General features: G+C 34.1%; 18 protein-coding genes. 8 read left to right on the plus strand and 10 right to left on the minus strand.

Annotated elements, in window-relative coordinates; all coding sequences use genetic code 11:
• Positions 1-15: 15 nt before the first annotated feature.
• From GJJ64_RS13395 to GJJ64_RS13405, 3 genes are all read right to left on the minus strand, one after another.
• Entirely contained in the window at positions 16-873 is an 858-nt protein-coding gene (locus GJJ64_RS13395; protein ID WP_154288277.1) for an N-acetylglucosamine kinase, read from the minus strand.
• 86 nt (positions 874-959) lie between these two features.
• The gene (locus tag GJJ64_RS13400) at positions 960-1943 is read right to left on the minus strand and encodes a CobW family GTP-binding protein (protein ID WP_154288278.1); all 984 of its coding nucleotides are present in this window, start codon (positions 1941-1943) and stop codon (positions 960-962) included.
• Positions 1944-1961: 18 nt separating this feature from the next.
• A complete protein-coding gene (locus GJJ64_RS13405) occupies positions 1962-3236 on the minus strand; it encodes a GAF domain-containing sensor histidine kinase (RefSeq protein WP_154288279.1) in 1275 nt (424 codons plus the stop codon).
• A gap of 123 nt (positions 3237-3359) precedes the next feature.
• Here GJJ64_RS13405 and GJJ64_RS13410 point away from each other — a divergent pair, with 123 nt between their 5' ends.
• From GJJ64_RS13410 to GJJ64_RS13420, 3 genes are read left to right on the plus strand one after another with little or no spacing between them, the layout of a single operon-like run.
• The gene (locus GJJ64_RS13410) at positions 3360-4430 is read left to right on the plus strand and encodes a DNA topoisomerase IB (RefSeq protein WP_154288280.1); all 1071 of its coding nucleotides are present in this window, start codon (positions 3360-3362) and stop codon (positions 4428-4430) included.
• A 44-nt stretch (positions 4431-4474) separates the two neighbouring features.
• Positions 4475-5956: an acetyl-CoA carboxylase biotin carboxylase subunit gene (gene accC / locus GJJ64_RS13415; RefSeq protein WP_154288281.1), complete on the plus strand. Its 1482-nt coding sequence runs from the start codon at positions 4475-4477 to the stop codon at positions 5954-5956.
• Positions 5957-5976: 20 nt separating this feature from the next.
• On the plus strand, positions 5977-6573 hold the full coding sequence (locus tag GJJ64_RS13420) for a riboflavin synthase (protein WP_154288311.1): 597 nt from the start codon (positions 5977-5979) through the stop codon (positions 6571-6573).
• On the opposite strand, the gene GJJ64_RS13425 is transcribed toward GJJ64_RS13420, so the two are convergent.
• Entirely contained in the window at positions 6560-7039 is a 480-nt protein-coding gene (locus GJJ64_RS13425; RefSeq protein ID WP_154288282.1) for a methylated-DNA--[protein]-cysteine S-methyltransferase, read from the minus strand. The two genes, GJJ64_RS13420 and GJJ64_RS13425, sit on opposite strands and share 14 nt — an antisense overlap.
• 79 nt (positions 7040-7118) lie before the next feature.
• On the opposite strand from GJJ64_RS13425, the gene GJJ64_RS13430 reads away from it, so the two are divergent.
• The 4 genes from GJJ64_RS13430 (at position 7119) to GJJ64_RS13445 (ending at position 10234) form a co-directional block, all read left to right on the plus strand.
• On the plus strand, positions 7119-7778 hold the full coding sequence (locus GJJ64_RS13430; RefSeq protein ID WP_154288283.1) for a heme exporter protein CcmB: 660 nt from the start codon (positions 7119-7121) through the stop codon (positions 7776-7778).
• A gap of 13 nt (positions 7779-7791) precedes the next feature.
• Entirely contained in the window at positions 7792-8457 is a 666-nt protein-coding gene (ccsA, locus tag GJJ64_RS13435) for a cytochrome c biogenesis protein CcsA (protein ID WP_154288312.1), read from the plus strand.
• A complete protein-coding gene (locus GJJ64_RS13440) occupies positions 8457-8660 on the plus strand; it encodes a CcmD family protein (RefSeq protein ID WP_154288284.1) in 204 nt (67 codons plus the stop codon). The genes ccsA and GJJ64_RS13440 overlap by 1 nt, the downstream gene beginning before the upstream one ends.
• Positions 8661-8800: 140 nt before the next feature.
• A complete protein-coding gene (locus GJJ64_RS13445) occupies positions 8801-10234 on the plus strand; it encodes a Glu/Leu/Phe/Val family dehydrogenase (RefSeq protein ID WP_154288285.1) in 1434 nt (477 codons plus the stop codon).
• Between the two features lie 78 nt (positions 10235-10312).
• On the opposite strand, the gene GJJ64_RS13450 is transcribed toward GJJ64_RS13445, so the two are convergent.
• The 5 genes from GJJ64_RS13450 to corA all read right to left on the minus strand — a co-directional run bounded on the left by GJJ64_RS13450 (position 10313) and on the right by corA (position 17247).
• Positions 10313-11542, minus strand: a complete 1230-nt coding sequence (locus GJJ64_RS13450) for a porin (protein ID WP_154288286.1) — start codon at positions 11540-11542, stop codon at positions 10313-10315.
• Positions 11543-11664: 122 nt separating this feature from the next.
• Positions 11665-15030, minus strand: a complete 3366-nt coding sequence (locus tag GJJ64_RS13455) for a methylmalonyl-CoA mutase family protein (RefSeq protein ID WP_154288287.1) — start codon at positions 15028-15030, stop codon at positions 11665-11667.
• A gap of 148 nt (positions 15031-15178) precedes the next feature.
• Complete coding sequence (locus GJJ64_RS13460; RefSeq protein WP_154288288.1) at positions 15179-16012, minus strand: hypothetical protein; 834 nt, start codon at positions 16010-16012, stop codon at positions 15179-15181.
• Positions 16013-16094: 82 nt separating this feature from the next.
• The gene (locus GJJ64_RS16840) at positions 16095-16265 is read right to left on the minus strand and encodes a hypothetical protein (protein ID WP_195759284.1); all 171 of its coding nucleotides are present in this window, start codon (positions 16263-16265) and stop codon (positions 16095-16097) included.
• A gap of 28 nt (positions 16266-16293) precedes the next feature.
• On the minus strand, positions 16294-17247 hold the full coding sequence (gene corA, locus GJJ64_RS13465) for a magnesium/cobalt transporter CorA (RefSeq protein WP_154288289.1): 954 nt from the start codon (positions 17245-17247) through the stop codon (positions 16294-16296).
• A 58-nt stretch (positions 17248-17305) separates the two neighbouring features.
• Here corA and GJJ64_RS13470 point away from each other — a divergent pair, with 58 nt between their 5' ends.
• Positions 17306-18259: a TIGR01212 family radical SAM protein gene (locus GJJ64_RS13470; RefSeq protein WP_317162938.1), complete on the plus strand. Its 954-nt coding sequence runs from the start codon at positions 17306-17308 to the stop codon at positions 18257-18259.
• 195 nt (positions 18260-18454) lie between these two features.
• On the opposite strand, the gene GJJ64_RS13475 is transcribed toward GJJ64_RS13470, so the two are convergent.
• Positions 18455-18925 carry an SRPBCC family protein gene (locus GJJ64_RS13475; protein WP_154288291.1) on the minus strand — a complete coding sequence of 157 codons (471 nt, stop codon included), beginning with the start codon at positions 18923-18925 and terminating at the stop codon, positions 18455-18457.
• Between the last annotated feature and the right edge of the window lie 8 nt (positions 18926-18933).

The following is an 18933-nucleotide window of genomic DNA, read 5'->3' on the forward strand; positions in this document are numbered from 1 at the left end:
TCTAAAGCCCCTTTTCTATTTCTTATTAAATTTTTTTACGTGGTAATCTACCAAGTTGTCAATCGGCGATCGGATAATAACGCCCATTTCCATTTCATATTCCTGTGCAACTTCTTCAAGGATGTTTCTAAAGTTATAAGCTACAGAACCGATACAATTAAATTTGTAAGATTTATAGTTAGGATAATGGCTCACTAAGTTTTTAAAGAAGTCGTTAAAAGAGGTTTTTACTAAATTTCTTGAGTATTCTATGTTAACCGTAATGTCATAAACAAATTTACTAAAGCTCGCACAAAATCTGTTTGGAAGCGGTTTAGAATAAACATTGTTTAAAATATCATCCGGAGTAAGCTTAAAGGTTTCCCAAAATACTGCTCTTACATTTTCTGGCATATAACCTCTTATATAGTCTGATAAAAGTTTTTTACCAATATAACAGCCACTACCTTCATCACCTAAAATATAAGCTAAAGAATCTATGTTAAATTCTATATCCTCACCATCATAAATACAAGTATTAGTACCTGTGCCTAAGATAGCTGCAAAACCTCTTTCATCGCCTAGTAAAGCTCTTGCTGCGGCTAATAAATCGTGGCCAATATTAACTTGTGCATTCACAAAAAAAGCTCTCATAGCTTTAGCTACAATTTCTGCTTTCTCATCGTTATGAACGCCAGCGCCATAATAATTCACTTCTTTAATAGCAGCAACTGGCAAATCAGATGGAACGTTTTTCTTCAACGATTCTATAATATACTCAGTATTTGAAAAATAAGGATTGTAACCTTCTGTATTAAAAAGTACTTTCTTACCCTCTTCAGTAATCAAACACCAGTTTGTTTTGGTCGAGCCTCCGTCGGCAATTATAATCATGTTAATTTTAATTAGGTTTTTAAAGATAGATAAATCTTCTTATTGTACAAAATACACTAAGTAATTTTTATTTTAAAAACAGAATTTTATTTGTAAAAACACTGTTTAAGGCCCTTTTCTAAAATTTCTCTTTTTAGATTTTTGCCAATAAAAACAATTCTTGTTTCTCTTTCTTCATCGTTTTTCCAATCATCGCCTTCTGTAAACACGGGTGCTCCTTTAACAGATTGTACAATAAGTTGTTTTTTAAAACCTTCAATATTTAAGATTCCTTTTATCCTGTAAAAGTAAGCTCCTTGTATCATCAGCATCACACTAAAATAATGTCTTAGTTTTAGTAAATCGAAGCTTGGTTTTAAGATATAGCTTTGTGATACAATATTGTGATGATGAGTTTCTGCTTTTAATTGTATGAGTGGCTTATCATCGGTTTTAAAACCTAAATTAAACCTTACTTTAGTTTTATCAAAAGCATTTAACTGTAATAAGTTAGAGCTTGGGGTTTTGCTGTAATCGGTAAAAACAAAATCAGCAAATGGGTTTAAAGCCTTTACTTTTTCTTTTACTTCTGCTAAAGTTTCTGCTGATGCTTTGCTACTTTTATTGAAGATTAAGAAATCTGAAAAAGCAATTTGTTTAGAGGCTTCTTCCTCAACACCTAAAACATCTAATACATTTAAGGTATCCACAATGCCAATAACACCATCAAGTTTAAAAGCAGTTTGGATGTTGTAATCTGTTAAAAAAGTAGCTGCCACTGCAGATGGGTCTGCAATACCCGTGGTTTCAATAATTAAATGGTCATAATCATAAGGGCCAGTAACTAGCTTGTTTAGTAAAGCCGCCAAATCTCCGTTTACAGAACAGCAAATGCAACCGTTAGAAAGTTCGAAAATATTTTCATCGGTATTGATAACTAATTGACTGTCAATATTAATTTCGCCAAATTCGTTTTCTATAATTACAAACTTCTTTTGTGGGTTTTCTGCTATCAGATGGTTCAAAAAAGTGGTTTTACCGGCACCTAAGAATCCGGTAAGTATGGTAACAGGTACAGCTTTAAAAGACATTTTAAATTTTAAATGATATTAGTCAACTACTAAAGTAAGCGGCAAATTTACTCTAAATATGCTGCCTTGTCCAGGTGTGCTAATAACATTAATAGTACCGCTTAGTTTTTCTACAAGCTCTTTTACAATATATAAGCCTAAGCCAGAAGAACTTTCGTTGTTTGTTGGTTTATTTGATAGTAGTGTAAAACGTTTAAAAAGTTTATCCATTTCTTGAGGATAAATTCCTGGTCCTTCATCTCTAATGCTTACGCTAATTTGGTTTTCTTGATTTTGAATCGTAATGAATACTTGCTTATTAAATGCAGAAAATTTTATAGCGTTAGATAAAAGGTTATTGATAATCCTGGTAAGTAAATTACCATCGGTTTTAATGGTTAAAGGCGATGCTAAAGGTTCGTAATTTAAAATAATTTGCTTCTCATCAGCAGATTTTAAAAAATTTCCTACAACATCTTTTATAAACGTATTTAACTCCAATTCCTCTACATAAGGTTTAACCGGATTATTTTCCATGCTGTTTAAAGTCTCCATCTGACTGATGAGGTGGAAAACATCCTGCATGCTTTTGTTAAAGATGCCAAAAAGTTCTTCGGTTTCGCTATTGGTTACCATTTCTTCAAACAAGAAGGATAACATTTTAATATTACTTAGAGGCGATTTTAAATCATGAAGTAATATCTGCGAAAGCTGATCTTTTTCCTGCATAATTTTATACAGGTTCTCATTATTATTGGCTAGTTCTTGGTTTAGCTTCAGTAATTGTTCGTTTTTCTCGGCTATTTGCTTCTCAAAAGATCTTTTGTCTAAATAATTACTAATCCACTGCCCAAGATATTGAACAAAATCTCTGTCAGCTTGATTAAAGCTTTTTGGATTAGCATAAGATGATGAAAAATTTAAAGTCCCAAATTTTTTTCCTTCGGATAAAATAGGAACACCAATGTAAGACCTAGTATGAAATTTACTATAACAAGGGTGCCCTTTTAGGTGTGAGGTTTCGGCATCATCAATATCAAAAACTTTATTTTCACTTAACGTGATTTCACAAAAAGTATCTTGTAAATCAAAAACCTGATTTTTAAGTTGTAATGCTTTGTTGGTAGAGTGAAAATCAAGAACTTGATAGTCTTGGTTTTCAATTTTAGCAATTATTCCGGTTTCCATTTGTAGGAAGCCGCAGGCTATACTGATGATCTCATTAAAATCATCGGATTGGGTTTGAATAAGAAGTGAGGTGATTTTATAAATCTCGTTCATTCTTTCTTCTTCTATCGAATTTGTAATAGCCATATGTTAAAAATAGATATTGATGCAAAGTAATAAATAATTTCTTTTACCTGATACCTAAAATAAGGCATAAATGTTACATCAAAATAATTTAGTGGCATGATATTCATATGTTTTAAGGAGCATATGAATAGAAAACAGCAGCGTTTAGAAAAAATTGGCCTCGACCCAAAAATTACAGCTAAAGCTGTGGGCTTACGTTACGTTAACAATCAACAAGCTGGTTTTAGTAGGCTAAGAACAAAAGCCGGTTTCATTTTTAAAGATTGGGATGGTAAAAAAGTTACAGATAAGAATCTGCTAGAAAGGTTTAAAAAACTGGTTATTCCGCCAGCTTATGAAGATGTTTGGATTTCTCCATCAGAAAATACGCACCTACAGTTTACCGGTATAGATGCTAAGGGTAGAAAACAATATCGCTACCATCCAGAATGGAATAAAATAAGAAATGAAGCCAAATTTTACCGTTTACGGAAGTTTGCAGAAGCGCTTCCTGATATTAGAAAGCAAGTAGAAATAGATTTAAATAGAAAAGGATTGCCTTTTGAAAAAGTATTGGCTTTGGTTGTTAAACTGATAGAGCTTACACATATCAGAATTGGAAATGCCGAGTATAGTAAACTTTACGGTTCTTTTGGGCTCACTACTCTAAGAGATAAGCATGTGAAATTTAAAGGCAATGAAGTAAATTTCATCTTTAAAGGAAAAAAAGGTGTACAACACAATATAAATTTACAAAGTAGAAAGCTTGCCGCCTTAGTAAAGAAGTGTAAAGATATCCCAGGTAAAGAATTATTTCAATATTATGATGATGAAGGTAAACATTATAGTGTTGAGTCTGGCGATGTAAACCAGTACCTTAAAAGTATTACCGGAGAAGATTTTACAGCTAAAGACTTTAGAACTTGGGCTGGTAGTATACATGCTTTATGTGCCTTAAAGCAAATGGAAAAATCTGATAAAGAGCAAATAAGTAAAAAGAACATTATACAAGCTATTGATGAGGTTGCTCATAAATTGGGTAATACGCGTACAGTTTGTAAGAAATATTATATACACCCCATTGTATTGCATAGCTATGAAAAAGGCACCTTATACGAGTATGACATTGAAGAAGATTTAGAAGATAGCCTTCTGCCCGAAGAAAAATTATTGGTAAAAATCTTAGATACAGAAAACATGTCTGCGCTTAGTTAGGTTATCTCTTTAAATGTGTATTTTGTAGGGATAATTTTAGCCATATGAAAAAAATATTGGTAGCTAATAGGGGCGAAATAGCCCTCAGAATTATGCGCTCTGCTAAAGAGATGGGTATTAAAACTGTGGCAGTTTTTTCTGATGCAGATAGAAATGCCCTACATGTACGCTATGCAGATGAAGCCATTTGTCTTGGTGAAGCTGCTTCTACAGCATCTTATTTAAATATTCAAAAGGTTATTGATGCTTGTAAAATAACAGGTGCAGAGGCCATTCATCCGGGTTATGGCTTTTTATCAGAAAACCCAGATTTTGCCAGAAGAGTAAAAGCCGCAGGTATCATCCTTATAGGTCCATCACCAGAAGCTATGGAGATTATGGGTAATAAATTATCAGCGAAAGCAGCCGCATTAAAATATCAAATTCCTTTAGTTCCTGGTACTGAGGAAGCTATCACCAATATAGAACAAGCAAAAGAAAAAGCAAGAAGTATTGGCTTCCCAGTCTTGATAAAAGCAGCTGCTGGTGGAGGTGGTAAAGGTATGCGTTTGGTACATCAGGTAGAAGATTTTGAAGAGCAAATGAAATTAGCCATTTCCGAAGCTGAATCTGCTTTTGGAGATGGTGCTGTTTTTATAGAAAAGTATGTAACATCGCCAAGGCATATAGAAATTCAGGTTTTAGGAGACCAGTATGGGAATATTGTTCATCTTTTCGAACGCGAATGTTCTGTTCAGCGTCGTCATCAAAAAGTGGTTGAGGAAGCGCCTTCTGCTGTTTTAGACGAGGTAACAAGAGCTAAAATGGGAAAATGTGCTGTAGATGTGGCTCGCTCTGTAAATTATACAGGTGCGGGTACTGTAGAATTTATTCTAGATGCCGATAAGAATTTCTTTTTTCTAGAGATGAATACTCGCTTGCAGGTAGAACATCCGGTAACGGAAATGATAACCGGGGTTGATTTAGTGAAAGAGCAAATAAAAATTGCAAGAGGCGAAGTACTTTCTTTTACTCAGGATGACTTAAGCATAAAAGGTCATGCTATAGAGCTAAGGGTTTATGCGGAAGACCCTGTTAATAATTTCTTGCCAGATATTGGTACGCTAAAAACTTATAAAACCCCTAAAGGTATTGGCGTAAGGGTTGATGACGGCTTTGAACAAGGCATGGAAATACCTATTTATTACGACCCTATGATTGCTAAATTGGTTACCTATGGTAAAAATAGGGAAGAAGCTATAGAAAGAATGTTAAGGGCAATTGCAGAATATCAAATAAGTGGTATTGAAACTACCCTGCCTTTTGGTAGCTTTGTCATGCAGCATGAAGCTTTTAAATCAGGAGAATTTGATACGCATTTTGTAGCTAAGTATTTTAAACCAGAAGCACTAAAGAAACAAGATGATGAGGAAGAAAGAATAGCTGCAATTTTAGCTTATAAGCTATTTACAAAATCAAGCAATAAGCAATTAGAAACAACAGCTCAACAATCTTCAAACTGGTTAAGAAATAGAAGAAATTGGTAATTCAACAAATAAAACAATACATGTTTACAGGTATTATAGAAACTTTAGGAACCGTTACAAGCTTAAGAAAAGAGCAAGAAAATTTACATATTACCGTATCTTCCACGATAAGTAAAGATTTAAAAATAGACCAATCTGTAGCGCATAATGGCATTTGTTTAACTGTGGTTTCGCAAAATGAGAAAAGCCACACCGTAACCGCTATTTACGAAACTGTACAAAAAACTAATCTGGGAAGTATACAAGAAGGCAGTTTGGTAAACCTAGAACGTTGCATGCAAATGAATGGTAGGTTAGATGGGCATATTGTACAAGGCCATGTAGACCAAACCGGTATTTGTATTGCCTTAGAAGAGCAAGAAGGTAGCTGGTTTTATACTTTTAGTTATGATGAGGATAAGGGCAATGTTACAGTAGAAAAAGGTTCTATCTGTGTAAATGGAATAAGTTTAACTGTAGTAAACTCTAAACCTGGGCAGTTTTCTGTGGCTATAATTCCTTACACCTACGAGCATACCAATCTACAAAGCGTAAAACCTGGCGATATGGTAAACCTAGAATTTGATATCATTGGTAAATATGTTGCTCGTTTAATGGGGAATACTAAAACAGTTTAGTTTGCCCTACTCCGGCAATTTTAGCTTCATGTTCTAGCAGCCATTGTTTGCGCCATAAACCACCCGCATAGCCGGTAAGTTCGCCAGCCATGCCTACTACCCGGTGGCAGGGTACAGCAATCATGATTTTGTTTTTGCCGTTTGCAGCTGCAATGGCCCTTATGGCTAGTAAATTCTGCATCCTAATGGCTAAAGTGGTATAAGAGATAACTTCTGCAAAATTTAGTTCTTGCAATGTACTCCAAACTTGCTGTTGAAAATCAGTACCGCTTTGTTTTATAGGGAAAGTAAAGCTTTTTAAATCTCCATTAAAGTATTGCTGAAGTTCTGTTACAGCCAATGTTAAAACATCGGTTTTTGCACCATTTTCTTGTGGTGTATCTGCAAAACTAATTTCACAAATAGCTTGGCCTTCTTCTTTAATAATAACGAAGCCTAATGGACTTTCAATACTTTGTACATTCATCAATCAAATATCATAAAAAATATAAGGCTTTACACCGATGTTAAGCTTATATATGAGCTTTTGTTATCTTTGCAACTGCATGATATTAATTAAACAAGTTAAGAGTTTATTATACAAAGAGATTTTATTAGAATGGCGTTCTAAATATGCCTTTAATGGTATTTTGCTCTATGTTATCTCTACTGTTTTTGTTTGTTATCTATCATTTAAAACTACTCCTCCTTTAGTTTGGAATGCGCTTTTCTGGATTATTTTACTTTTTGCAGCTATCAATGCCATCGCAAAAAGTTTTATGCAAGAAAGTAAAGGTCGCTTGTTATACTATTATACCATTGCTAGTCCGCAGGCCATCATTATCTCTAAAATTATTTACAACATTTTGTTGATGATGATTATGTCTGCCATCGCTTTTTTGGCTTATCAAATTGTGTTTCAAAACGCAGTTGCCAATTTAGGATTATACTTAATAGCAGTTTTATTAGGCAGTATTAGTTTTTCTACGGTTTTCACCATGATATCTGCTATAGCCTCTAAAGCAGGTAATAATGGTACTTTAATGGCTATATTAAGTTTCCCAGTTATTATTCCGTTATTGATGCTGATTATTAAGCTCTCTAAAAACGCAATGGATGGTTTAGATAATTCTGTTTCTTATGATGAAATAGGCGTTTTATGCCTCATTAATATCGTAGTAATTGCTGTTTCTTTATTACTATTTCCTTACCTTTGGCGAGATTAATTTTTAAGCAATGATGTATAAAAATTGGTGGAAAGTGTTGTCTGTAATCTTAGTATTATTCTCCGTTACCGGAGGTTTATTGATAGATGTTCCGGCGCTTCCAATCTTACATGAAAGTATCAGAAACTTGTATTATCATGTACCTATGTGGTTTGCTATGATTATTATTTATTTGGTTTCTGTAATTTACAGTATCAAGTATTTGGGTTCTGGAAAAGAAAACGATGACTTAATTACTGTAGAAAGTGTAAATACAGGTATTATTTTTGGTTTTTTAGGTCTAGGTACCGGCATGATTTGGGCAAACTTTACTTGGGGCGCACCTTGGCCAAATGATCCAAAATTAAATGGTTCTGCTATAGCTACCTTAATGTATCTGGCATACATCATCTTAAGAGGCTCTATTGATGAAGAGCAGAAGAGAGCAAAAATTTCTGCTATTTATAACATTTTCGCTTTTCCCATCATGGTAGTACTTATTTTCGTGTTACCCCGATTAACAGATTCTTTACATCCCGGTAACGGTGGAAACCCTGGTTTTGGTGCTTATGATTTGGATAGTAATATGCGCTATGTTTTTTATCCCGCAGTATTAGGATGGATTTTAGTTGCTACCTGGATTATGACTATCCGTTTTAGAATTAGAATCATAGAAAATAAAAATAATCAAATTCAATAATGAAAAGATTTTTCTCTTTAATCGCAATACTCTTTTTGGTTGTGCAATTTGCACAAGCACAGTCAGTTGAGATGGCAGATGCCTTGCGTTCTTCTGGTAAAATTTATGTAGTAGTAGCTGTTATGGCTGTATTATTTATTGGCTTATTTTTTTATCTATTTTCTATCGATAGAAGATTAAAAAAAATAGAAAAAGATAAATAAGCTTCATCTTCCTTAAAAACAAACATTTAAAACAAAAATGCCCCTGTGTGGTTAAAACACTAAGGTTTTATCAATTTGGAGATGACAAAAAAATCTCTCAACTTGTATAAAATTTTTTATAAACCATAAAAATTACTACTATGACCAAAGCAGGCGAGGTTATTTTTGATGATTACCATTTTTTTAATGATGTATGCCAGTATGTAGACCAGGCAGCAGCATTTACCAATCACGATAAAGGCTTATTAGAGCAAATTAAAGCATGTAATAGTGTATACCATTTTCAGTTTCCAATAAGAAAAGGTAATAGCTTTGAAATTATTCATGCATGGCGAGTAGAGCATTCTCATCATATGATGCCTACAAAAGGCGGTATCAGATATAGTGATATTGTAAATGAAGATGAAGTTATGGCTCTTGCAGCTTTAATGACTTACAAATGTGCCATTGTTAATGTGCCTTTTGGCGGTGCTAAAGGTGGTATCAAAATAAATCCTAGAAATTATACGGTTGCAGAGCTAGAAAACATTACCAGACGCTATACGGTAGAGCTTATTAAGAAAAACTTTATAGGCCCTGGTATAGATGTGCCAGCGCCAGATTACGGCACCGGAGAACGAGAAATGTCTTGGATTGCTGATACTTATTTAACCATGAATCCAGGCTCTTTAGATGCTTTGGGTTGTGTTACAGGTAAACCAATTGCGTTACATGGTATTGCTGGTAGGAGAGAAGCAACAGGAAGAGGTGTTGCTTATGCTGTTAGAGAATGTGTTTCTGTAAGCGAGGATATGAATAAAATGGGGCTTACAGCAGGAATATCTGGTAAAAGAATTATTGTACAAGGTTTAGGAAATGTGGGTTTCCATGCTGCAAAATTCTTGAGCGAAGAAGGTGGTATCATTGTAGGTATCTGCGAGTTTGATGGTGCTATTTATAATGCCAATGGTTTAGATGTTAATGATGTAGTAAAGCATAGAAAAGAAGCAGGCAGTATTCTGGGTTATGCTAAAGCTACCTCAGAATTTAAAAACTCTGCCGAAGGCTTAGAGCAAGACTGCGATATATTGGTGCCAGCAGCTTTAGAGAATCAAATCACTATGGCTAACGTAGCCAGAATAAAAGCTAAAATTATTGCAGAAGGTGCTAATGGTCCAACTACGCCAGATGCTGCAGATTTTTTTATTAAAAATGGTGGGATGATTATTCCTGATATGTATGCCAACGCAGGTGGGGTTACAGTTTCTTATTTCGAGTGGTTAAAAAATTTATCTCACGTAGCTTTTGGTAGAATGGATAGGAGATACGATGAAACCAATAACCTGAATATCTTAAGCATGATAGAAAGCACTACTGGAGTTACTTTAACTCCTCAGCAAAGAGCTATGATAGCGAAAGGGCCATCAGAATTAGAATTGGTAAATTCTGGCCTAGAGGATACCATGGTAAGGTCTTACCATGAAATAAGAGAAATTAAGAATGTAAAAAATACAGGTAGTTTAAGAACAGCAGCTTTTGTTGCTGCTGTTGATAAAATAGCCGTTTCTTACATGAATATGGGTATTTGGCCTTAATTTACGCTTTAGATGATATAAAAAAAGCTATTGGGAAATCCTCCAATAGCTTTTTTTATGTTTTGTGGTTGCTACAACTTAGAAATTAACTTGTGCCTGTATTCTCAGTAAGCTCCCTCTTTGTAAGTTATCTTGAAGTACGAAATCTTCAAATCTTCTGGAAGAAAAAGTATAGTTAACTACTAATTCTAAGAATTTATTAGGCTCCCATTCTGCACCAACTTCTAGCTCTTTAACTAGGTAACTACGGGCATCTCTTTCATGTTTTTTACCACCATCATAATATTGCGCTTTAATGAATGGATATAATAAATGGTTGTTAATTCTAGCCATATAGTTTAACATCACATAACCACCGTTTAAAGATTTTACTTCAATAGAGTCTGTTTGTTTGTTAAATTCTGGTCCTTTGCCAATATTATATTCTGCTTGTAAACCAAATGGTTGAGGGTAGACTACCAAAGTTGCAGCAATTCTTTGGTCTAAATAGTTTCTGTTAGCATTCGTTTTAACACCAGAACTTAATTGGTCTGCAGCCATTACATATTTACCAGTATAAGCTTGTATACCAGGTTCTATAAACTGTTTACCAAATAGAAAAGGATAAGATAAACGAGCTATTAAATGTTGTTTATTGTTTAGGTCTGGCCTGTTAGCGGTTTGACCATTATAGGCGCCAAAACCAAAAACTCCATAATCTCCAGAGCCTTTTAGGCCTAGTTTAACTAAATCAGAAAATCTTTGTCTAATTTCTTTTGGTGCCCAATAAAAGAATAAACCTAAATCACGTTCATTAGCTGCAGCACTGTTAATAGCATCATTACGGTCTAACGTAATTCTGTTTTGGCTAGATTGCATGTTCTCAAAACCATAAGGTATTTTACTTTGCCCAAATCTAAATCTAAACTCATTATCATTATCTAAACCTACATCAACATAAGCATCTCTTATTTGCCCAAAATTAGATGAAGTACCTGCTGAACTGGCAAAATCAGGTTGTATGTAGAGGTAAACCTTTTTGCTTATTTGCCCAAAAAATATTAATCGGATTCGTCGTATAAAGAAATCCCCTCCATCTCCCCAAGATCTATCGCATTGTTCACATTTTAAGTTTGGATTACTCTCTATTAATCCATTATATCTTAATTGCGCATAACCTCTTAATGAAATTTTATCATACCATTTTTCTAATGATGCCTTAGGTTTCAACACTAAAGTGTCTTTAGTTTGGGCTTGAGATGAAGAAGCAAAAGCTAGGATTGCCAATAACAATAGGCCACTTAATACATTAACAGGTTTTAAATACATTGATAAGTAATTGTTAAATAAATATTAAAATCGATGCAAAATTAATATTCTGGTAACAATAGCTTAATCAAATTGAAAAGTTAATGATTTGTTAATATTAAATTAACGTTGCAAGAGAAAACCTACATGTTTCTTCTATATTGCCCGCCTACTTCATAAAGCGCTTGTGATAATTGACCTAAAGAACAATATTTTGTAGCCTCCATTAAACTTTCAAATATATTACCGTTTTGGATGGCGGTTTTCTTTAAAGCTTCAAGCTCTATACTTGCTTTATGTGAATTCCTTGCCTTAAATGCTTCTAAAACACGTATTTGATATTCTTTCTCTTCTGTAGTTGCTCTAATAACTTCTCCTGGTGCAACCGTAGGCGAACCATCTTTACTTAAAAAGGTATTTACACCAATAATGGGGAAATCTCCATTATGTTTAAGCGTTTCATAGTGTAAAGATTCTTCTTGTATCTTGCTTCTTTGATACATGGTTTCCATAGCGCCTAGTACCCCGCCACGCTCATTTAATCTGTTAAATTCTATTAATACTGCTTCTTCAACTAAATCTGTAAGCTCTTCTATAATAAAAGCACCTTGTAAAGGATTTTCGTTTTTAGCTAAGCCCAGCTCTTTATTGATGATGAGTTGTATGGCCATTGCCCTTCTTACAGATGCTTCAGTTGGTGTGGTTATAGCCTCGTCATAAGCATTGGTATGTAAAGAGTTGCAATTATCATAAATGGCATAAAGCGCTTGTAGTGTAGTTCTGATGTCGTTAAAGTCAATCTCTTGAGCATGTAAAGACCTTCCAGAAGTTTGGATATGGTATTTCAATTTCTGAGATCTATCATTCCCTTTATATTTCTCTTTGATAGCTTTTGCCCAAATTCTTCTGGCTACTCTTCCTATCACGGCATATTCTGGATCTATACCATTAGAGAAAAAGAAAGATAAATTAGGTGCAAAATCATCAATATGCATTCCTCTGCTTAGGTAATACTCCACAAAAGTGAAACCATTTGCTAGGGTAAATGCTAATTGCGTAATGGGGTTTGCACCAGCTTCAGCAATATGATAGCCAGATATAGATACAGAGTAAAAGTTTCTAACTTTTTGGTCTATGAAATATTGCTGTATATCGCCCATCATTCTTAAAGCAAATTCAGTAGAGAAAATACAAGTATTTTGGGCTTGGTCTTCTTTTAAGATGTCTGCTTGTACAGTGCCTCTTACCGTTGCTATTGCTTTTTCTTTGATTTGGTTATAGATAGCTGATGGTAAAACTTCATCTCCAGTAACTCCCAAAAGCATTAAGCCTAGCCCATTATTACCTTCTGGTAAAGCTCCGTTGTAAACTGGTCTTGCTTGTTTTTTTGCTTGATAAATAGCTTGTATTTTAGCTTCAACCTCTGCTTCTAAACCGTTTTCTTTAATATAAATTTCACATTGCTGATCAATAGCGGCATTCATAAAAAAACCTAGAAGCATGGGCGCTGGTCCGTTAATCGTCATGGATACCGATGTGCTAGGGTCGCACAAATTAAAGCCAGAGTAGAGCTTCTTAGCATCATCTAAAGTAGCAATACTTACACCCGAGTTTCCAATTTTGCCATAAACATCGGGTCTGATATGAGGGTCTTCGCCGTATAAAGTAACAGAGTCAAATGCGGTAGATAATCTTTTTGCATCCTGACCTAAAGATACATAATGGAATCTTTTATTGGTACGTTCTGGTCCGCCTTCACCCGCAAACATTCTTGTAGGGTCTTCACCTGCTCTTTTTAAAGGGAAAACACCCGCAGCATAAGGAAATTCGCCTGGTAAATTTTCTGTAAGTAACCATTTTAAAACATCGCCCCAAGCTTTGTATTTAGGCAAAGAAATTTTAGGGATTTTAAGTTTTGATAAAGAAACTGTTTTTAAAGCTTGTTTAATTTGTTTATCTCTAACCTGATAAACAAATTCATCCTGCTGATATTTTTCTAAAGTTTGAGGCCATTCTTTTAATAGATTTTTACAATAAGGATCTAGTTGCTCTTCTAGGTGATTGTAAATCTCTTTTAAAGCCTCAGCAGCTTGTTCTTGTTTGTAATCTACGCATAAATCTACCGCTCCATTAACTTGATACATCTTTTGAGCAATGCCTGCTTGCTGCTCAACCCAACTAGAATAAGCAAAATTTGCTTCTGTTATTTCTGCTAAATAACGGGTTCTATGAGGCGGAATGATGTATTTTTTATCATTATCAGTATTCGCAACTTCTGCTTTGATATTGAAATTTAAGCCTGTTTTTATTTCTATTTGATGGATGATAGCCTTAAATAGTTGGTTGATTCCTGGGTCATTAAACTGAGATGCCATCGTGGTGAAGATGGGTAAATCTTCATCCGGAGTTTCAAATAGTAAATGGTTACGTTTAAATTGCTTTCTTACATCTCTAATTGCATCTTGCGCACCTTTTTTATCTGATTTATTGATGGCTACCAAATCAGCAAAATCAAGCATATCAATTTTTTCTAATTGGGTTGCTGCACCAAATTCAGGGGTCATCACATATAAAGAAACATCCACATAATCTGTAATAGCAGTATCAGACTGGCCAATACCAGATGTTTCTACAATTATCATATCAAAACCAGCAGCTTTACAAATAGCTATAGACTCCTCAATATGTTTAGAAAGTGCCAAATTAGCTTGTCTGGTAGCTAAAGAGCGCATATAAACTCTAGGTGTATTAATCGCATTCATGCGGATACGGTCACCTAGGAGTGCTCCACCGGTTTTTCTTTTAGATGGATCTACCGAGATAATGGCTAAACTCTTATCTGTATAAGTTAAAAAGCGCCTTACTAATTCATCTGTTAAAGATGATTTTCCTGCACCACCCGTTCCAGTAATGCCTAAAACTGGAGTAACCTTCCCATCAAGATTTTTTAATGCATTAATGAAATTTTCATGTTTTTGAGCAGCATTTTCTGCAAGTGTTATACAGCGAGCTATTTCTTGAAAATCTTTGTTTTTTATATTTGATAATTCAGGTTTATAAATCTCAATCGGATTAAAATCGCAACTTTCAAGCATGTAATTAATCATGCCTTGTAAGCCCATCGTACGGCCATCATCCGGAGAGAATATTTTAGCAATACCATATTGGTGCAGCTCTTCTATTTCTTCTTGCAAAATAACGCCTCCGCCACCACCAAAAATTTTAATATGCCCTGCTTGTTTTTCTTTAAGCAAGTCAAACATATATTTAAAATACTCGATATGTCCACCTTGGTATGATGTTAGAGCAATGCCTTGCACATCTTCTTGTATAGCACAGTTTACAACCTCTTCAACAGATCTGTTGTGCCCTAAATGTATAACCTCGGCTCCAGATGATTGTAAAATCCTCCTCATGATATTGATAGTAGCATCATGGCCGTCAAATAGTGAGGCTGCCGTTACAAATCGTATTTTATTTTTTGGTTTATAAATGGAGATTTCTTGCATAACGCTGAAAGGTTTTTACATAGCAAATTTAACTAATTGATGATGTACCAAAGCTTTTAATTCGTAATAATCTTATGGATATTGATAAGGTCAAAAAAAATAGGGAGCTAATATTTATCAGCTCCCTATTCTAAAAAGGTTTTAAATCTTAATTATTAATCACCAATATTGGTTTTTTAGCAATTCTTGCCAATTTAATAGCCACTGATTCTAAATAATCTCCATCTTTTAATAAATGGTTTTTGTTAATCATACTGTAAACATCGCCCAACAAATATTCATGAATTAAGTCTGGATATTTTTGAATATCTAAGCGTCTTAAATTTTCGAGATTCATTTTGCAATCGCTTATTCTTCCTGCAAAGCAGTCTTTGTAAAGTTGCTTTCCATACTCAATATCTAAATCGGGGATACCACTATCAGAAGCATGTGCTAATGTTAAATCACAGTTTAAATGCTTTGCAACTTGTCCAAAAGCTCTGATGAATCTTACCTCTGTAAACCTAATATCAGTGCAATAAACTACATTTTTTAATTGTTTAGGCTCTTGCACATCATCAGGAAGAAATAAAATTGGACATTTAGCTTTATTGATGATTTTAGAAGTTAAAGTATCCAATTTAATGCCTTTATCATCTATATAAGAACAGTTCAGGATAATTAATTGAGTATCCAAAACCTGTTTGAAATTATTTTCAGATTTTAAAATCTCTTGAGCATTAAAGATAGGATAGTGTATCTGATTAGAAAAATTACCTTGTAAAAGTTCAGGTAACAAAGTTGTAAGATTTGTCTGTTTAGAATAGACTTCACTACTGTCTGTTTCTGCAACAAGGTTAAGCTGTTTCTCTTTAGCATTTTGCTTTAGTTGTGTATCGCAAAATGCTGATTTTGCTTCTGTAATTTTAGAAATTGATGTTATCCATTGTAATACAGAAGTGCTGGCGGCTTTGAAATTAACGAAATGACTGATATTTTTCATGAGATAATAAATTGTGGTAAGAATTGCTTTTTTTAAATACAATTTTTAAACCACTTATTGTATCATCACAAAAAAAAATGAATTATTTTTTTCTTTGTCCTGGCGCAAAAGGTTTGGCAGATTTACTACCTGTTATCTTCTTTGCTTGTCCGGGAGGTACTTTACCGCTTCTTCCTGCTGTTTGATAGGCGCAACTTGAAAGTATGAAGGCAAAAATTACGAATAGACTTATAATAGATTTTAAATTTTTCATGTTTTAATTTTTGCGATATCATGCAAAATTAAAGCCACTTCTTCTTCTTAAAATAAATCAAAGTGCCAAAAGAGGAAACAAACATTAAAGTAATAGCTAATAGATAGCCATACTCCCAATCAAGTTCTGGCATAATTTTAAAATTCATACCGTAAATACTGGCAATTAGGGTAGGAGGCATAAAAGCAACCGTAGCAACGGTAAATATTTTGATGATACGGTTTTGCTCAATGTTAATTAAACCCATAAAAGTATCTTGAAGATATTCTAATCGTTCAAAAGCAAATTTATTATGCTCTAATAGGGAGCTGATATCTTTAATCATGATTCTTAAAACCCCCATATACTCTTGCGGAAAAGTTGAGGATTTCATCAAAGCAGAAATCATTCTCTGCTTATCAATAATATTTTCTCTCAGCATCATATTATCGTTCTGAAGCGATGAAATCTTTAATAAATCTTCTTCATCTACCTTTTCGCTGGTTGCTTTTAAACTTTTATTTAGTTCTGATATTACACGAGCAATGTTTTCTATCAAATCAGCATCTTGGTCTATACAGGTTTCTAAAATGGTAGAAAGTATCTGAAAACCATTAACATACAAAGTTGGGTTAGCCTTAATCTTTTTTACAGATTCTCCAAAAGTTTTTAAATCATCATCGCGGTAAGTAAATAATATACCTTTTTCAAGGATGATAGAAACCGGACTATAATCAAAACCGTGTTGCCTTACGGATAAAAAGTTAGAGTTAATGATAATTTCGTTATCCATCTCGCTAAAGCGTGATGAACTTTCTATCTCTTGAGATTCTTCTTCTGATGAGTATTTGATGTCAAAATAAGTTTCTATCGTAACTTTTTCCTCTACAGTTGGGTTCTGCAAATCAACCCAAACCAAGCTTTCCATAGGTATTTCCCTTAAAAGCTCTACATCTGTCTCTTTTGCAAGGCGGGTATTTTTTTTATAATAGATTCTAAGCATTGGCCATCAATTTGTATTGCTTTATCATTTCGTATCTTTGCAAAAATATCTTTTAATAGTGGAAAAATCTCTCGCTTTCGGCGAAAAAAATTATAATTATTACAGTGCTTACTTAAAAGAGAAGTATCAAGTAAAACGTGTGTACAAAGTTATTGTTGATGGAGGTTTTACTTGCCCCAACCGCGATGGCTCTAAGGGCTATGGAGGCTGTACCTATTGCAATGTAGATTCCTTTACACCTACATCCAGAACTATGGCTACTATGAAAGAGCAAATAGAGTTTGGGATGGAACGAGCTAGAAAGCATTATAAAGCAGAAAAGTTCATCATTTATTTTCAGCCTAACACTAATACTTACGCTCCGGCACATTATTTAAAAGCCATGTATGACGAAGCTTTAAGTGTTGATACGACCGATGTTGTTGGCTTATCTGTTGGTACCAGACCCGATTGTTTAGATGCAGAAAAAATAGCTTTATTAGAAAGTTATACCGATAGGCTAGATGTTGATTTGGAAATGGGTATGGAGTCTATTTATAACGAAACATTATCGCAAATTAATCGCGGCTGTTCTCACGATGAGTTTATAGACATCATGAAACTGTTAGAGAATACCAAATTAGATATTTGTGTTCATACCATTTTTGGTTTACCCGGTGAAACTAAAGATATGATGCTTAAATATGCTGATGAGATAAATCGTTTCCCACAAATAAACTTCGTTAAATTTCATCATTTACACATCGTAGAAGGCTCTATTATGGGCGTAAAGTATAAGAAAGAACCTTTTAAGTTGTTTAGTTTAGAAGAGTATACTGATTTTCTTTGCGAGTTATTACCATTAGTTCGTCCGGATATTATTATACAACGCCTTTTCGGTATTTCTGATTTAGATATGCTAATTGCTCCTAAATGGGGTTTAAAAAAATCAGAGATACAAACTTATATTGATAACGAAATAGAAAGAAGAGGAATTGTACAAGGTTCTCAGTATCAAAAGATTCTTATCTAAAAACATATCAAATACAAACAGCGACTAGAATTTATCATAGTCGCTGTTTTTTTATCATCATATTAGGCCAACTTAATAACTCAACCAACTAAGTCCTAACCAACTAGTTACTAACAACCTAACCAACTAGTTACTAACAACCTAACCAACTAGTTACTAACAACCTAACCAACTAGTTACTAACCAACTAACAGCCTACCCATATTTCCCAAACAATTTTTCTACTGCTATTTCTCTAAACTCAAAAATATCGCGAGTTTGTTTACCAACAATAAGTGCATTTGCTAGCGTACCAATAGGCCCGAATGGGATTCCGTACATTAATTTATCGGTCATTAAAACGCCACCATCAATTTCTTCAAAATGGTGCTCATGATGCCAAAACTTAAAAGGACCGAAACGTTGTTCATCAATAAAGTATTGGTGTTCTTTTACTGCAGTAATTTCTGTCATCCAATCCATCTTAATACCAAAAAGAGGCGAAACTTTATAGGTAATAATCATGCCTTCGTACATCTTGGTTTTTTCTGTATAATCAGATGTGATGATAAAATTCATGCTCGGCGGAGTTATTTTTGCCAAGTTAAGAGGTGATGAAAAGAAATCCCAAGCTTCTGCTAAGCTAATAGGTAATTTCTGACTAAAGTTTAGTGTATAAGTTTTCATGTAGATGT

The sequence above is a fragment of the Pedobacter puniceum genome (assembly GCF_009674685.1).
Taxonomy (GTDB): domain Bacteria; phylum Bacteroidota; class Bacteroidia; order Sphingobacteriales; family Sphingobacteriaceae; genus Pseudopedobacter; species Pseudopedobacter puniceum.

Bases quoted from the DNA above. Each gene is read 5' to 3' on its own strand.
- GJJ64_RS13395 (WP_154288277.1), bottom strand. From the start codon at position 873: ATGATTATAATTGCCGACGGAGGCTCGACCAAAACAAACTGGTGTTTG.
- GJJ64_RS13400 (WP_154288278.1), bottom strand. From the start codon at position 1,943: ATGTCTTTTAAAGCTGTACCTGTTACCATACTTACCGGATTCTTAGGT.
- GJJ64_RS13405 (WP_154288279.1), bottom strand. From the start codon at position 3,236: ATGGCTATTACAAATTCGATAGAAGAAGAAAGAATGAACGAGATTTAT.
- GJJ64_RS13410 (WP_154288280.1), top strand. From the start codon at position 3,360: ATGAATAGAAAACAGCAGCGTTTAGAAAAAATTGGCCTCGACCCAAAA.
- accC (WP_154288281.1), top strand. From the start codon at position 4,475: ATGAAAAAAATATTGGTAGCTAATAGGGGCGAAATAGCCCTCAGAATT.
- GJJ64_RS13420 (WP_154288311.1), top strand. From the start codon at position 5,977: ATGTTTACAGGTATTATAGAAACTTTAGGAACCGTTACAAGCTTAAGA.
- GJJ64_RS13425 (WP_154288282.1), bottom strand. From the start codon at position 7,039: ATGAATGTACAAAGTATTGAAAGTCCATTAGGCTTCGTTATTATTAAA.
- GJJ64_RS13430 (WP_154288283.1), top strand. From the start codon at position 7,119: ATGATATTAATTAAACAAGTTAAGAGTTTATTATACAAAGAGATTTTA.
- ccsA (WP_154288312.1), top strand. From the start codon at position 7,792: ATGTATAAAAATTGGTGGAAAGTGTTGTCTGTAATCTTAGTATTATTC.
- GJJ64_RS13440 (WP_154288284.1), top strand. From the start codon at position 8,457: ATGAAAAGATTTTTCTCTTTAATCGCAATACTCTTTTTGGTTGTGCAA.
- GJJ64_RS13445 (WP_154288285.1), top strand. From the start codon at position 8,801: ATGACCAAAGCAGGCGAGGTTATTTTTGATGATTACCATTTTTTTAAT.
- GJJ64_RS13450 (WP_154288286.1), bottom strand. From the start codon at position 11,542: ATGTATTTAAAACCTGTTAATGTATTAAGTGGCCTATTGTTATTGGCA.
- GJJ64_RS13455 (WP_154288287.1), bottom strand. From the start codon at position 15,030: ATGCAAGAAATCTCCATTTATAAACCAAAAAATAAAATACGATTTGTA.
- GJJ64_RS13460 (WP_154288288.1), bottom strand. From the start codon at position 16,012: ATGAAAAATATCAGTCATTTCGTTAATTTCAAAGCCGCCAGCACTTCT.
- GJJ64_RS16840 (WP_195759284.1), bottom strand. From the start codon at position 16,265: ATGAAAAATTTAAAATCTATTATAAGTCTATTCGTAATTTTTGCCTTC.
- corA (WP_154288289.1), bottom strand. From the start codon at position 17,247: ATGCTTAGAATCTATTATAAAAAAAATACCCGCCTTGCAAAAGAGACA.
- GJJ64_RS13475 (WP_154288291.1), bottom strand. From the start codon at position 18,925: ATGAAAACTTATACACTAAACTTTAGTCAGAAATTACCTATTAGCTTA.